We start from the raw sequence: 15,044 nt of genomic DNA on the forward strand, positions 1-15,044 counted from the left end.
AACGCTTTTATAGACATCTATTCATACTAAATACCGATAAAGAGAACTTATCAAATGCTTAATAAAAAGATGTACGGTTACTAAAATTATGACGCGGAATTATAGCGAGGCTTAGCGTGAGAGGCAAGTGTTATGTTTTAAAGGAACTTATAAGTGGAACTACTAACAGAATGAGTAGGTTAATGGTTCGATAAATGACCAAAAAATGGCTAACATGAAGTACTAAAAGAATATTAAGAAGTGGTCGGTGATGCAAGATTCGAACTTGCGACCCCTTGGACCCAAACCAAGTGCGCTACCAAGCTGCGCTAATCACCGATACAGGGGTTTACTATTGAATATCACTTTAAGAAGTGGTCGGTGATGCAAGATTCGAACTTGCGACCCCTTGGACCCAAACCAAGTGCGCTACCAAGCTGCGCTAATCACCGATATATTCTCTTTTTATAAAAATAAAAAGATGGGGTGGCTAAAGGGACTTGAACCCTCGACAACCGGAATCACAATCCGGGGCTCTACCAACTGAGCTATAGCCACCATAACAATTTTCCAGATACTCTGTAAGAATAAATGGCACGCCCTGTAGGATTCGAACCTACGACCCACGCCTTAGAAGGGCGTTGCTCTATCCAGCTGAGCTAAGGGCGCACATTAACCTACAGAACACTTTTCTTTAATAAGCATTAGAGAAAAGTGGTCGGTGATGCAAGATTCGAACTTGCGACCCCTTGGACCCAAACCAAGTGCGCTACCAAGCTGCGCTAATCACCGACAATGTTAAAAGCTTGCTCGCCTTCAACGGATGCGGATATTACCGAGTTGATTACCTTCCGTCAAACCTTTTTTATAAAATATTGTTCATTCGTTTGTTTTTAAAGCAAGTCGCTCTATTGTTAGCCTCTACTCTGCTTACTAGTACCTATTCGGGATATTAATGATAATTAATAAAGCCTTTATAAGCGGTAAAAATCAATAAATAAAGTGTTAAGGATATATGTTGTTGTCAAATGAAAAGTAGAACTACAATAAATCTTTGCTTTATGGCAAAATACGCCTGTTTTTTATTTTTAACCTTCAAGGTCACCATAAGACTTATGACAGCATCATTGATCGATGGCAAAGCTATTGCCAAACAACTTAGAGATTCAGTAAAAGTAGAAGTTACTAAAAGGCTTGAGAATGGCCAAAGAGCGCCTGGATTAGCCGTTATATTAGTTGGCAGTGATCCTGCTTCACAAGTATATGTAGGTAGTAAACGTAAAGCCTGTGAAGAAGTCGGTTTTGTATCGCGCTCATATGACTTACCGGTAACCGCATCAGAGCAAGAGTTATTGGCTTTAGTTAGTGAACTCAACAATGATGAGACTATTGATGGTATTTTAGTGCAGCTACCTTTACCTGCTGGCTTAAACTCAGACTTAATTATTGAGCACATTAACCCACTTAAAGATGTTGATGGCTTCCATCCGTCTAATGTGGGTAAGCTAGTATTACGCCAACCAGGACTACGACCTTGTACACCTAAAGGTATTATGACATTAATCGCCTCAACCGGCGTTGAAACAAAAGGTTTAGATGCGCTAGTTATTGGCGCATCTAATATTGTTGGTCGCCCAATGACATTAGAGTTGTTGCTTGCTGGCTGTACAGTAACAACTACTCACCGTTTTACGAAAGACCTAGAAACAAAAGTACGCAATGCTGATCTTATTGTGGTAGCGGTTGGTCGACCTGCATTCATTCCTGGAGAGTGGATTAAAGAAGGTGCTTTAGTCATTGATGTAGGTATTAACCGCTTAGATAACGGTAAACTTGTTGGCGACGTAGACTTTGATATTGCCAAAGAAAAAGCTGCGTACATTACCCCTGTTCCAGGCGGCGTTGGTCCAATGACGGTTGCTAGCCTGATAGAAAATACACTAATTGCTTGTCAACAATCGGATAAATAAATAATCCTTTTAGTTGATTAAAAATCAAAAAAGGAGAGTACTTAACGTACTCTCCTTTTTTGTTATCAGCTCTTAAAAGCAGTTATGCTTTACGCCATGTTGTTTTACCTGCGCTGTCTTCAAGTATAATTTTCATTTCATTTAACTTATCACGTGCATCATCAGCCAATGCCCAGTCTTTTTCAGCGCGCGCTTTATTGCGCTGAGCAATTAATGCTTCAATAGTTGCCACTTCATCCGTATCGCTGTCGCCTTGTAAAAAACTTGCGGGATCTAATTGAAATAAACCAAGCAAACCGCCTAAAGTTACGATAGTGCCCGCTAATTGCTGGGCAAGTTCACTGTTGTTTTCAGCCTTAGCAACATTAAGCTCTTTCGCTATTTCAAAAAATATCGCTAGTGCTTGTGGCGTATTAAAGTCATCATCCATTACTTGGCAAAACTGTTGAACGTACGATGAGCTTTTATCTAAAACAAAATCAGCTGGTACATCAATATCACGTAATGCAGTATAAATACGCTCTACAGCAGCTCTGGCTTGCGTTAAGTTCTCAGTTGAGTAATTAAGCTGGCTACGGTAATGCCCCGTGGTTAAGAAGAAACGTACAGTTTCAGCATCATATTGAGCAAGTACATCTCGAATAGTGAAAAAGTTGCCTAATGATTTAGACATTTTTTCTTGGTCGACTTGTACCATACCCGTATGTATCCAGTAATTAACGTACGGTGTTTCTAATGCACAACAGCTTTGTGCAATTTCATTTTCATGATGAGGAAAGGTTAAATCAGAGCCGCCGCCATGAATATCAAAATGATGACCGAGTTCTTTGGCATTCATGGCTGAACACTCAATATGCCAACCTGGTCGTCCTTCTCCCCATGGCGATGACCAGCTTGGCTCACCTGGCTTGGCCGACTTCCATAAAACAAAGTCTAATGGGTTGTTTTTACTATTATCAATTTCAACACGTGATCCTGATTGTAACTGCTCTAAGTTTTGGCCGCTTAATTTGCCATAATCAGCATAACTAGATACATCAAATAACACATCCCCCTTACCTGTTGCGTCACCACCAGCAACATAAGCATGTTTTTTAGCCACTAAGGTTTCAATCATAGAGATGATTTCGTCCATATGCGTGGTCACTCTTGGCTCTAAATCTGGACGAGCCATATTTAATGCATCGAAGTCTTGGTGCATTGCCGCAATAGTACGTTCGGTAAGTTGCTCTGGTGTTTCATTATTTTCGTTAGCACGATTAATAATTTTATCTTCAACATCAGTGATATTACGTACGTAATTGACGTCATAACCCGAAAAACGTAAATAGCGAGCAATATTGTCAAAGCTAATATAAGTTCTACCATGGCCAATGTGGCATAAGTCATAAACGGTACAACCACAAACATACAAGCCTACTTTACCGGGGTTAATTGGTGTAAAAGTTTCTTTTTGGCGAGTTAAGGTGTTGTATATCTGCAACATAAGGTTTTATGAGTCCTATATAATGAGGTAAAAAATAAATAAGCGTTGATTGTACCCTAACAAAACTAAAGGGTCATCAAGACTAATGCACTTTATAGCAAGTTAGCGTACAATTATCACAATTAGTTAATTTATAACATTTGATAAAGAGCAGAGACATTATGATCGTATTTAAAACTACCCTTGGTGATATTAAAATTGAATTAAACTTTGATAAAGCCCCTGTAACGGCAGCAAACTTTCAACAATATATTGAAGAAGGCCATTACAATGGCACTATTTTTCACCGTGTAATTAAAGGTTTTATGGCACAAGGTGGCGGTTTTGCTCCTGGCTTAGAAGAAAAAGAAACACGTGCTAGCATTAAAAACGAAGCAAACAACGGCTTAAGCAATGCTCGTGGTACATTAGCGATGGCACGTACACAAGAGCCACATTCAGCATCAGCCCAGTTTTTTATTAACCTAACTGACAATAACTTTTTAGACTTTACCAGTGAATCGGTACAAGGTTGGGGCTACTGTGTATTTGGCGAAGTTGTTGAAGGTATGGATGTTGTTGATAAAATGGCATTAGTAGAAACTGGCAACATGTTTGGTCACGGTGATGTACCAAAAGATGAAATCATTATTGAATCTGCACTTGTAGAATAGGTTTCTATATAACAATGACGTTAAGTAATAAACCAGCACTAACCTACTTCATTGCTGATTTACACTTAAGCGAAAACAGGCCTGATATCAGCGCCTGTTTTTTTCGCTTTTTAGCAACCGATGCAATTCAAGCTGAGAAACTCTATATTCTAGGTGATTTATTTGAAGCCTGGGTTGGCGATGATGATGATAGTGAATTTGTTGCCGATATAGTACAAGCGTTAGCAACATTAAGTCGAACAGGTACAGAGATTTATTATATTCATGGTAATAGAGATTTTTTACTCGGTGCTCGTTTTGCAAAAATGTCCCATATGGTATTACTACCTGAAGTAACACTTATTGACTTATATGGTGAGCCAACCGTTATTATGCATGGTGATACTTTATGCACTCGTGATATTGCTTATCAAAAGTTTAGAAAAAAATCTCGTACTTGGTGGTGGCAAGGTATTATTAAAAGTTTGCCGTTAAAGTTACGTAAAAAAATTGCAGCTGACTATCGTAAAAAAAGCGCAGCAGCAACAGCGATGAAATCGCAAGAAATCATGGATGTTACCGACACTGAAGTTATTCATTGTTTACAAGAATACAAAAGTCAGTTACTTATTCACGGTCATACACACCGCCCAGCAGTACATAACATTACGGTTAATAACAATGAGGCTAAGCGCATTGTTCTTGGTGACTGGTACGAGCAAGGAGCTTGGCTTAAAGTCACCCCTCAAGAGATGATTTTACTTAACCAAGCATTTACTTAAAGTAGCCGCTCACCTCACGTAGCCACTTGGCCACATAGAACGGGTTACTGTCAGATCAGGTCTGAGCTACTACAAACTTTAATGACACTACTACCATACACCAACTATATAGCAACTAAGCGATTAAACTGGTACGCCCGAATGAAACTTAAAATCTTCATCGTCACTTAATATTAGCTCGGCTTCAACTTTACCAAAATGTGCAATACGCTCACTAATATCTTTACCTGCTATTTGTTCTGCTAAAGCTAAATAATCTTGGTAATGCCTAGCTTCTGAGCGTAATAGTGAAATGTAAAATTTATGCAAATCATCATCTAAGTGTGGTGCTAATTTAGCAAAACGTTCACATGAGCGTGCTTCAATATAGGCGCCACAAATTAGTTTATCGATTAATGTCTCTGGCTCATGGGTAGTGACATGCGTCATCATACCTTTAGCGTATCGACCTGCCGTTGTATTTTCAAATGCAATGTCTCTGCCTTCCATGATTTCTAATACTTGATAGAAATGATGCAGCTCTTCTTTAATGAGCATAACCATTTTATCAATCAAATCTTGCCCGTAGTCTGAATTACTTTTAGGAAAAACCGATTTTGACATTGCCTCTTGATTCGCTAAAGACTGTAAGTCTCCCTCTTTACGATAAAGGTAACCCTCATAGGGTTTAAACCAGTCAGCTAAAATTTTTCCGCTTTCTTTATCTACTGCGTACTTGCGTATTAAATGCATGGCTGTCTGCCCTGCTTTTAGTTCACAAGCTAAGTGATCTCGTAATATGATGGGAAGATTTTCAGGTTTCTTAGCTTCATCAATCCATGCCTCAGGAGTTTGGCATTGTAAAAAGCTTAAAATAGGTGCCAATAGTTTTTCAGTATTTGTCATAAACGATTTTGGGTTAATCAATAATGGGGCTATTTTAAAAGCCCATTTATTGAGATACTAGTAAAATATTTACTTTATAGTGTTTACATCAAACTTCCCTTTAAAACCTTTAACAAAAGCCTTTAATTTATGCCTGCTAACTTTTATGAAAACTCTCCCAGCGCCAGTGAAGCAAAAAAGATGCTAAATAAACACGCTAAACTTGTGCACACTGAAAACATAAAAGTACTGTCTCATGTACAACGCGAAAGTGGTGACTGGATCATTAATACATTAATGCTAGACAATATTGATGTACCTTTTAAATATAAACGTAAAAAAAACTATCAAAGTTTAAAAGGTCAACGCGTTAATATTACTTATTACCCTGACAACGAAGTAGTTGCTGGTTTTAATATTGAAATAATGAGTATTGTTCGTATTAAAGTAAGTTGATCTCACCTCTCACAACATAGTTAAGTCCATTCTTTATCGCATAAAAGTATTAAAACAATCATCAATAGAGCTTTATCGTTCAAAAAACAAGCAAAGCTTGACGGATAGCCGTAAATCCCTCATACCTAAGATGTAGGAATAATAAAAATACTTCCCTAACTTAACGTGCGAGAGGAATTATAATGATACTAAATCATATTTGGGGGCTTTACGCCCACCCTAAAGAAGAATGGCAAACCATTGAAAAACGTCATGAGAGTTTAAGCTATAGCCTAATACATATTTTAACTGTGGCGCTTATCCCCACAATTTGTAGTTATTATGCAACCGCCCATATAGGTTGGACTATAGGTGCAGGTGATCCCATAAAAATAAGTACCGAAAGTGCTCAGTTAATGGCAATAAGTATGTATATTGCTTTGATTGTTGGCGTTTTTGCTCTTGCTTATTTGATTCAATGGATGGCAAAAACCTTTGATGCTAAACCTGACTTTGTACAAGCACTTGAGTTAGCAGCCTATACAGCAACGCCATTATTAATGGTTGGTGTTACCGCGTTGTTTCCTGTGCTATGGTTTGTGGCCTTAGCAGGAATGATTGCTGTCGCTTATTCTGTATATTTACTGTATTCAGGCGTTCCTATAATGATGAATATACCTGAAGATAAAGGGTTTATTTATTCAAGCTCGGTGGTTACCTGCGGCTTAGTATTATTAGTTACCCTTATGGCGGCAACCGCTATGATGTGGACTATGGGATTTGGACCAGAATTTATTGCGTAACTAATGTTGACACCCAACAACTAAAAAAGCTCAACGATACATATCGTTGAGCTTTTTATTATGCGTTCAATAATAACTTTATTACTGCTATTTGAACTGCTATTTGAAAGTAATGATTACTTGGTACTTATTCAGCGCCTTCGTTATGCATATCAAGTATTGAGTCTGCATTTTTGTCCGAGCTTTCTTTGGTCGTATTATTACGTAAAGCATCAAGCCTTTCTAAATAAGCTTGGTTGATGTCATTAGTCACATAATTACCATCAAATACTGAGGTATCAAAGGTCTTAATATCAGGGTTACCTAAGCGGACCGCACTAATTAAGTCATCAATAGATTGGTAAATTAATTTGTCAGCACCAATTAAGCTACAAATATCATCTAACTCGCGACCATGGGCAATTAACTCATTGGCACTTGGCATATCAATGCCGTAAACGTTAGGGAAACGTACTTCAGGTGCCGCAGAAGCAAAATAAACTTTCTTAGCGCCCGCTGCACGAGCCATGTCTATAATTTGCTCTGATGTAGTACCGCGAACAATAGAGTCATCAACGAGTAGTACATTTTTACCTTTAAATTCAGCACCAATAGCATTGAGTTTTTGGCGAACAGATTTTTTACGCTGCTCTTGGCCTGGCATAATAAAAGTTCGACCAATATATCTATTTTTAACAAAGCCTTGACGGTATGGTAACTCAAGCTTATGAGCAATTTGCAAAGCAATATCACACGATGTTTCTGGGATTGGGATAACAACATCAATATCAATGTCTTCCCATTCTTTTGCAATTTTTTCGCCTAGTTTAGTCCCCATTTCAACACGAGAAGCATAAACAGACATTTTATCCATCGTTGAATCTGGGCGAGCAAAATAAACAAATTCAAAAATACATGGTGTATAAACAGGGTTTTCAGCACATTGCTGGCTATGGATTTTACCATCTTCAGTGAAGAAAATTGTTTCGCCCGGTGCAACATCACGGACAAACTCAAAATCACAGGCATCAAGTGCTACTGACTCTGAAGCGACCATATATTCAACACCGTGCTCATTCTCACGTTTACCAAACACAAGTGGGCGGATGCCGTTAGGGTCACGGAATGCGATCATACCGTGGCCAACAATTAACGCAACGCTTGCATAAGCACCTCTAACACGCTTATGAACATTAGCAACCGCAGAGAAGATATCTTCTGGGGTTAAATCTAAATTTTCACTTTGTTGAAGCTCGTGAGCTAAAATATTTAATAATACTTCAGAGTCTGATGTGGTATTAACATGTCTGCGAGCCGTAGTGAATAACCACTTTCTCAACTCTTCAGCATTAGTTAAGTTACCATTGTGTGCCAAAGATAGGCCAAACGGCGCATTCGCATAAAAAGGTTGTGCCTCAGATGAGCTAGATGTTCCTGCAGTTGGGTATCTAATATGACCAATACCTATATTACCTTGAAGTCGTAACATATGGCGTGTATGAAAAACATCTTTCACTAAGCCGTTTGCTTTACGAAGTCTAAACGTATTATTGTGAATAGTCACAATACCTGCCGCATCTTGCCCACGATGTTGGAGCACTGTTAATCCATCGTATAAATACTGACTAACAGGGGTTTTACCAACAATACCAACGATACCACACATGAAATTTTCTCCGCTTAATGCTTAGCTATAATCAAACTCTAGTTACCGTAATGTATAACTAAGTTAAAAGACTTGATGATTGTTTTAGATACTCAAAGAACCATTCAATAACCAATTTAAATTCTTGAATTAATTCTGACGCTTTCCACCAATCTGTTGTTTCGGCGCTTGTAAAAGCATCCATAAAAAACAGCACGGCACTAACAATTAACACACCACGTAAAGCACCAAAGACCAAACCTAACATACGGTCTGTGCCTGACAACCCTGTTTTACTGACCAGCTGACCAATTATATAGTTAACCAGTGCGCCAAGCACTAAAGTAGTAATAAACAGAATAGCAGCCGCAGCTGCATTGCGTAGGAATTCGTCGGTGATATTGGTAAATAAGTTTGCTAGATTAGCATAGAAGTTACTGGCGATAAAAAAGGCACCAATCCAAACAACTAAAGAAAGAGCTTCTTTTACAAAGCCGCGTACCAAACTAATTAATGTTGATGCGCCTATAATTGCCAAAATGGCGTAATCTATCCAAACCATAACTTGAGTGTCTCATTGAGTTCTCTAAATTAGAGGCGCGCATTCTACCAGAATAACGGTAAAAAAAACTAGCTTTTTTCTAATTTTGATTTTATTTATTAGGGATGAAACGAGCAACTTTGCCTTGTGCGCCTGTTAATTCTTTTAAGCTTATTAACTTTTTGTCTAAAGAGGATTTTATCAGTTCAGGACCAATAAATACTTTAGTTAATGTTCCCTGCTTGGTTTGTATCGGTTGTGTAAATACCGTATAACCATTTGCTTTTAATTTATTTAATAGCTGTTCAACATTTTTCTTATGCTTGAAGCTACCTAAATGAATAACCCACGCTTCTTTGGCTATCGCTTTTTCAGGTAAGCGTTTCGGCTCTTCAGACCCATTAGTATTTTCATTAGGCGGAACGGTAGTAATTGGCTGTTCAATTTTTGCAGGAGTCACTTGCAGCTTGTTACCTGCTTGTGATTGTTCAAGAACAACCACATCCTCATCTGTCGCATGTACTTGTTGGTTATCAATATCATCAAGTGCGACTTCATCAGTTTCTTGAATATCTGGTTTATAAGTTATCTTTTCATTTGGAAAGCTTTTACTTGTTTTCTCACCTGAAAAAGCGGGCGCTTGCGGGATCGCTTCAAAGTCATCTTGATAAGATTTTTTTTTGCCATCTAATATGTCGGGTAAAAAAATAACAAGTACTGCCGCAACAATAACAGTACCAACAAGGCGATTTTTAAAAGGTGTAGACAAGATATACTCCAACAATGATGCCGTAAACTAATTGATAAGCAATTGTTGCCTAATAGCAGCAACCGTATAAAATGAGCCAAATACTAAAATCAAATCATCAGTATTAGCTTGCTCATTAGCTATTCTAAATGCCTCACCAATATTGTCAAAGCAATTGATGTTATTAGTAAAAGCGTTTAGTTTTTCTGTCATTAAACTTATCGGTGCTGCACGAGGCACATTAAGCTCGCTAGTGTACCAATAATCAATTTCATCTTTAAGCCCTAAAAGGCTATTACTAATATCTTTATCGCCCAACATAGCGACTACAGCATAAACCTTACGATTAGAGTTAGGCTTGGTTAGCTTCATTTTTTGAAGATAGCCAGCTAAATACCGTGTTGCTTGTGGATTGTGACCCACATCTAAAACAATATCACAGCCATTACTTTGTTTAAAAACTTCTGTTCTACCAGCTACTTTTGTTTTTTCTATTATTTGATTAATAAATGCCGTACTTAGCTTAATACCTAAACTCAATAAAACCATTAAAGCGGTGGCAACATTATCACGCGGTATAAAAGGTGAGTTAAGCTTGGTAAATGATGTGCTTTGATACTGCCAAGTCCAAGAGGAAGTCGCTTCTGTTGAAGTTTCTTCATAAATACAAAAATTATCATTACGCAGATAAACTCTACCGTTGTCACCCAACGAGTTAGCATGTGCAATAACCGACTTAGGTGCATTCGTGTCACCAATAACGATGTTTTGATTAGCTCGCATAATACCTGCTTTCTCAAAGCCAATGGTTTCTCGGTCGTTACCTAAAAAGCTTTGATGATCTAAATCAATGGTGGTTATAACTGCAACATTGGCATCAATAATATTAGTTGCATCTAAACGCCCCCCTAACCCCACTTCTAAAATAATATAGTTTGGTTTTTCAACCATTAATACCAGCAACGCAGCTAAGGTTGTATATTCATAATAACTTAACGATATGGTACCGCGAGCTTGCTCAATTTGTATAAATGCTTTAATTAGCGCAGAATCGTTAACATCGCGTTTATTAATACGTAAACGCTCATTAAAGTGCTCAATATGAGGCGATGAATAAACTGCTACACTATTTGCTTTACCATGGGTTGTATCACTTAAGAGTGCATTCTCCATAAAAGCACAGGTTGTGCCTTTACCATTGGTTCCCGCAACAGTTATCACCGTAGCAAAACTCAAGTCGATAGCAAGAATGTCAGCAACTTGTTTAATACGAGTTAAACCTAAGTCTATTTCTTTGGTATGCAAGTTCTCTAAATAAGAAAGCCATTCATCTAAACGCGTAAATTGTAGATAGGGGTTAAGGTGACATGATGACATGAGTATTTTCTCAACTTAATAAAACAACCTATAATTAGCTTGAACTCGGAATAATATATTCATACCAAGCTGTTATTTTTTAACTATAATGGCCTTGCATTACTTACAATAAACTAGTTATTGACGCACAAAACAAGTTTAGGTGAGTTAGGCGTATAAAAAAGGCGGAGCCAATATAATGATATATTGTTACTCCACCTTATAAATACAAGACATGCTTATGAGTTTATTTAGTGCAATTCTAGTGAGGGAATGGACTAGTTTGCCCCATAAACTTAGCTAATAAACGCGCTAATTTTTCACGCATTTCACGGCGGTCGATAATCATATCAATAGCGCCTTTTTGCAATAAAAACTCACTACGTTGGAAGCCTTCAGGTAGCTTTTCACGTACGGTTTGTTCAATTACGCGCGGACCAGCAAAACCAATAAGTGCTTTAGGCTCTGCTACATTGATATCACCTAGCATAGCTAAACTTGCAGAAACGCCGCCCATTGTAGGATCCGTTAAGACTGAAACATAGGGTAAGCCTTTCTCACTCATTTTAGCTAAAGCCGCACTGGTTTTAGCCATTTGCATTAGTGAAAATAACGCTTCTTGCATACGCGCTCCGCCACTTGCTGAAAAACAAATAAATGGAATGTTATGCTCTAAGCAGTACTCAACACCTTTAACAAAGCGAGCTCCAACAACTGATGCCATTGAACCGCCTAAAAAAGCAAACTCAAACGCGGCAACAACAACTGGCGTACCGTGTAACTCACCTTTCATAACGACTAAGGCGTCTTTTTCACCCGTTGACTTTCTCGCTGCGCTTAAACGATCTTTGTAACGCTTCGAATCTTTGAACTTTAAAATATCTTGCGCTTCAAATTCTTCACCAAGCTCTAAACGATTATCTCTATCTAAAAAGCTATCGATACGTTTACGTGCACTAATACGCATATGGTGATCACATTTAGGACACACCGATATTTGTCGTTCAAGTTCAACTTTATAAAGCACCGCATTACAAGATGAACACTTACTCCATACCCCTTCAGGAATATTTCGTTTTTGTGTTGAGTTTGCTTTTGGGAGAATTTTTTCTATCCAGCTCATAATATTATTTTTGCCTATTGCAACGAATGATGTTTAGTGACACTAGTATCAAAAACAGCATTGAAAAAAAATCTTAATTACTACTTATTTACCACTAAAATTAACATAAATTGTTAGGTAAAATATAGCACAGTGGTTACGGAGATCTTAAACCGCATATTAGACCATAGATTTAGGTATATATTATATAAAAAACTGGTCTGCTGTGTTGTTTAAATGAAAATATTATAAAAACACAAGCATTAAAGCACCTATAAAAATAATGGCCCTAGTGGTTGTTTAGGTATTTTAAATTGTGAAGGGTAATCCACATCGACAAAATATAATCCTTCTGGTGGTGCTGTAACACCAGCCAAGCAACGATTTTTAGCTAAAAGCACCTCTTGTATCCAAGCAATGCTTTCTTGCTTTTGCCCTACTCGAAATAAACTTCCAACCACATTTCTGACCATATGATGTAAAAAAGCATTCGCTTTGATATCAACAATAATATATTTACCCTGCCTAAAGACCTGACAATGTTCAATTGTACGAACAGGTGAATGTGACTGACAATGTACGGTACGAAATGAAGTAAAATCATGTCGCCCAATTAAATGTTGAGCGGCATCATGCATTAGTTCGGCATCTAACTCATGATGCCAATGACTAATACCGTGGCTTAAAATAGCAGAACGCAATGGGTGATTATAGATAATATAACGGTATCGCCTTGCTGTAGCGCTAAACCTAGCGTGAAACTCATCATCAACCTCACGCGCCCAGCTGATTGCAATATCAGGCGGTAAATGTGTATTAGCCCCTAAAGTCCATGCAACATCTTTACGTGTGGCATTAGTATCAAAGTGAACAACTTGATTAGTCGCATTAACACCGGTATCAGTACGTCCAGCACAAACAACTTCAATTTTTTCATTAGCTATTGTAGATAGTGCTTTTTCAAGCTTCTCTTGCACTGTTATGACATTATTTTGTCGTTGCCAACCACAATAATGCTTACCGTCATATTGAACACCAAGCGCATAACGCATCAAACTTTCCACCTAAACTCTACAGGACCTTAATTTTGATGCGCATTATCTATTATTTTAAGGCGTTAAGCTATGACTGATAGTAAAAGTCGTAATCGCTAGGCCGTTTCATGGTTAATATTATAAGCCTTCAAGTAATGTTTTAGCCGTAAGCTGCTCTTCGTTATTACCTTTACTTATTACTTCTTCTAAAATAACTTGCGCGCTATCAGCATCATCCATTTCCAAATAGACTTTAGCTAATTCAAGCTTGGCTGACATACTATTATCACTGTCAACATCAACGCCTTTATTATCTTCATCGTAAAGTGAATACTCACCTAAACCGACATCAATATTAGTTTTTTCATAAGGCTCATTATTCTCTTCTGCCGTCATGCTTTGAGACAATAAAGTGTCAACTGAAACATATTCAGCTGACTCTTTTGTTAAAGAGTCACTTTCTGAAGGTACATTATCAGAAACGATTGCATTTTGATTCTCGTTTGATGTACTACTTTCATTGCTAATAATACCATCAAGTAAACTATCACCAATGTCTTCGTCTTCGGTATTAACCTCTACTTGGCTATGGTTTTCCTCTTCAATATTGGCAAGCAACTCATCAAAATCAACGTTATCCAGTTCTTTTATATCTTCGATTTCTGTTGTTGAAGAGTCACTCGTTGATTTACTTTCGTTATCTTCCGTCAGTAAACTGGCTAATACGTCTTTATCGGTAAAATCAGAGCCAAGTTCATTTTCAACGTTGTCATCCGCAGGTGAGCCTTGCTCATCAATATTTTCAGATAAAAGATTATTAAGCATTTCCTCATCAAAGTCATGATTAACTGCTGAGTCGATTTCATTATCTGTAATACCCGTTAAAGAGTCACCAATATCTGCCAATACATCTTCTTGCTCTACGCTGTTTTCATCGAGCAACGCATCAATATCCAAATCATCATCTTCAATGGTTTCAGCTTTATTTTCACTGCTACGTTCAGGTACTACTTCTGTTGATTTTTCATCAGTATGATCGCTAAAATCAGCATTCAAAAATGGCGTTACGTACTCTTCAGTAAACTGGGCTATTTGCTGCTCATTATTATCTGACTCTGCTTCTTCGCTTGATAAGTCATTAATATCACTTAATGGTTTACCAGGCTCTTCGTTCGTTTTTTCAGTTGATAAATCCCCAAAGTCTGCATTTAAAAATGGGGCTACATATTCTTCTGTAAACTGCTCTATTTTAGCAGCACTAATAGACTCATCAGATTCACTGTTATCACTCTCTATATCTACAGATTTATCAGTCTCAGAAGCCTGTTCATTATTACTTACATCTGCTTCTGGAGCTGGTTCTATATCGATATCCATAGAATCAAGCAATGCGTCAATATCATCAGGGTCAGTGACATCCGCTGCTGGCGCTGGTTCTTCTGCCACTGAATCAAGTAATGCGTCAATATCATCTGGGTCGGTTACATCTGCTGCTGGCGCTGGCTCTTCTGCCACTGAATCTAATAATGCGTCAATATCATCTGGGTCGGTTACATCTGCTGCTGGCGCTGGCTCTTCTGCCACTGAATCAAGTAATGCGTCAATATCATCTGGATCAGTGACATCCGCTGCTGGCGCTGCTTCTTCTGGGGCAAGCTCTTCTGGCTCGGTTGCTGCCGCTTCTGCTT

14 protein-coding genes and 5 tRNA genes are annotated in these 15,044 nt (G+C 38.0%); 5 read left to right on the forward strand and 14 right to left on the reverse strand.

Annotated elements, in window-relative coordinates; translation table 11 throughout:
* Window positions 1–241 precede the first annotated feature (241 nt).
* The 5 genes from KO495_RS11295 to KO495_RS11315 form a co-directional block, all read right to left on the reverse strand.
* Window positions 242–318, reverse strand: a tRNA-Pro gene (locus tag KO495_RS11295).
* A 36-nt stretch (window positions 319–354) separates the two neighbouring features.
* Window positions 355–431 (reverse strand) — tRNA-Pro (locus KO495_RS11300).
* 30 nt (window positions 432–461) lie between these two features.
* A tRNA-His gene (locus KO495_RS11305) sits at window positions 462–537 on the reverse strand.
* 34 nt (window positions 538–571) lie between these two features.
* Window positions 572–648: transfer RNA gene (locus tag KO495_RS11310), tRNA-Arg, on the reverse strand.
* Window positions 649–694: 46 nt separating this feature from the next.
* Window positions 695–771, reverse strand: a tRNA-Pro gene (locus tag KO495_RS11315).
* 323 nt (window positions 772–1,094) lie between these two features.
* Here KO495_RS11315 and folD point away from each other — a divergent pair.
* Window positions 1,095–1,949, forward strand: coding sequence for a bifunctional methylenetetrahydrofolate dehydrogenase/methenyltetrahydrofolate cyclohydrolase FolD (folD, locus tag KO495_RS11320; protein WP_215980518.1), 855 nt, complete (start codon window positions 1,095–1,097; stop codon window positions 1,947–1,949).
* A gap of 82 nt (window positions 1,950–2,031) precedes the next feature.
* Here the strand turns inward: folD and cysS are convergent, their stop codons facing one another.
* Window positions 2,032–3,435, reverse strand: a complete 1,404-nt coding sequence (gene cysS, locus KO495_RS11325) for a cysteine--tRNA ligase (protein ID WP_215980519.1) — start codon at window positions 3,433–3,435, stop codon at window positions 2,032–2,034.
* A gap of 161 nt (window positions 3,436–3,596) precedes the next feature.
* On the opposite strand from cysS, the gene KO495_RS11330 reads away from it, so the two are divergent.
* Window positions 3,597–4,088: a peptidylprolyl isomerase gene (locus tag KO495_RS11330; protein ID WP_215980520.1), complete on the forward strand. Its 492-nt coding sequence runs from the start codon at window positions 3,597–3,599 to the stop codon at window positions 4,086–4,088.
* 14 nt (window positions 4,089–4,102) lie between these two features.
* Complete coding sequence (locus KO495_RS11335; protein WP_215980521.1) at window positions 4,103–4,849, forward strand: UDP-2,3-diacylglucosamine diphosphatase; 747 nt, start codon at window positions 4,103–4,105, stop codon at window positions 4,847–4,849.
* Between the two features lie 123 nt (window positions 4,850–4,972).
* Here KO495_RS11335 and KO495_RS11340 read toward each other — a convergent pair whose 3' ends face one another.
* Window positions 4,973–5,734 carry a tRNA isopentenyl-2-thiomethyl-A-37 hydroxylase MiaE gene (locus tag KO495_RS11340; protein WP_215980522.1) on the reverse strand — a complete coding sequence of 254 codons (762 nt, stop codon included), beginning with the start codon at window positions 5,732–5,734 and terminating at the stop codon, window positions 4,973–4,975.
* 129 nt (window positions 5,735–5,863) lie between these two features.
* On the opposite strand from KO495_RS11340, the gene KO495_RS11345 reads away from it, so the two are divergent.
* Window positions 5,864–6,169: a hypothetical protein gene (locus KO495_RS11345; protein ID WP_252738922.1), complete on the forward strand. Its 306-nt coding sequence runs from the start codon at window positions 5,864–5,866 to the stop codon at window positions 6,167–6,169.
* A gap of 182 nt (window positions 6,170–6,351) precedes the next feature.
* Window positions 6,352–6,951, forward strand: coding sequence for a Yip1 family protein (locus tag KO495_RS11350; protein WP_215980523.1), 600 nt, complete (start codon window positions 6,352–6,354; stop codon window positions 6,949–6,951).
* A 127-nt stretch (window positions 6,952–7,078) separates the two neighbouring features.
* Here KO495_RS11350 and purF read toward each other — a convergent pair whose 3' ends face one another.
* The 7 genes from purF to KO495_RS11385 form a co-directional block, all read right to left on the reverse strand.
* Complete coding sequence (gene purF / locus KO495_RS11355) at window positions 7,079–8,596, reverse strand: amidophosphoribosyltransferase (protein ID WP_215980524.1); 1,518 nt, start codon at window positions 8,594–8,596, stop codon at window positions 7,079–7,081.
* 58 nt (window positions 8,597–8,654) lie between these two features.
* The gene (locus tag KO495_RS11360) at window positions 8,655–9,137 is read right to left on the reverse strand and encodes a CvpA family protein (RefSeq protein ID WP_215980525.1); all 483 of its coding nucleotides are present in this window, start codon (window positions 9,135–9,137) and stop codon (window positions 8,655–8,657) included.
* Between the two features lie 91 nt (window positions 9,138–9,228).
* The gene (locus tag KO495_RS11365) at window positions 9,229–9,885 is read right to left on the reverse strand and encodes an SPOR domain-containing protein (RefSeq protein ID WP_215980526.1); all 657 of its coding nucleotides are present in this window, start codon (window positions 9,883–9,885) and stop codon (window positions 9,229–9,231) included.
* 27 nt (window positions 9,886–9,912) lie between these two features.
* Complete coding sequence (gene folC, locus KO495_RS11370) at window positions 9,913–11,241, reverse strand: bifunctional tetrahydrofolate synthase/dihydrofolate synthase (RefSeq protein WP_215980527.1); 1,329 nt, start codon at window positions 11,239–11,241, stop codon at window positions 9,913–9,915.
* A 241-nt stretch (window positions 11,242–11,482) separates the two neighbouring features.
* A complete protein-coding gene (gene accD / locus KO495_RS11375; protein WP_215980528.1) occupies window positions 11,483–12,343 on the reverse strand; it encodes an acetyl-CoA carboxylase, carboxyltransferase subunit beta in 861 nt (286 codons plus the stop codon).
* A gap of 251 nt (window positions 12,344–12,594) precedes the next feature.
* On the reverse strand, window positions 12,595–13,374 hold the full coding sequence (gene truA, locus KO495_RS11380) for a tRNA pseudouridine(38-40) synthase TruA (protein WP_215980533.1): 780 nt from the start codon (window positions 13,372–13,374) through the stop codon (window positions 12,595–12,597).
* Window positions 13,375–13,494: 120 nt separating this feature from the next.
* On the reverse strand, window positions 13,495–15,044 hold a 1,550-nt coding region (locus KO495_RS11385), incomplete at its 5' end, for a FimV/HubP family polar landmark protein (protein ID WP_215980529.1).

The sequence above is a fragment of the Colwellia sp. D2M02 genome (assembly GCF_018860755.1).
Classification (GTDB): domain Bacteria; phylum Pseudomonadota; class Gammaproteobacteria; order Enterobacterales; family Alteromonadaceae; genus Colwellia; species Colwellia asteriadis.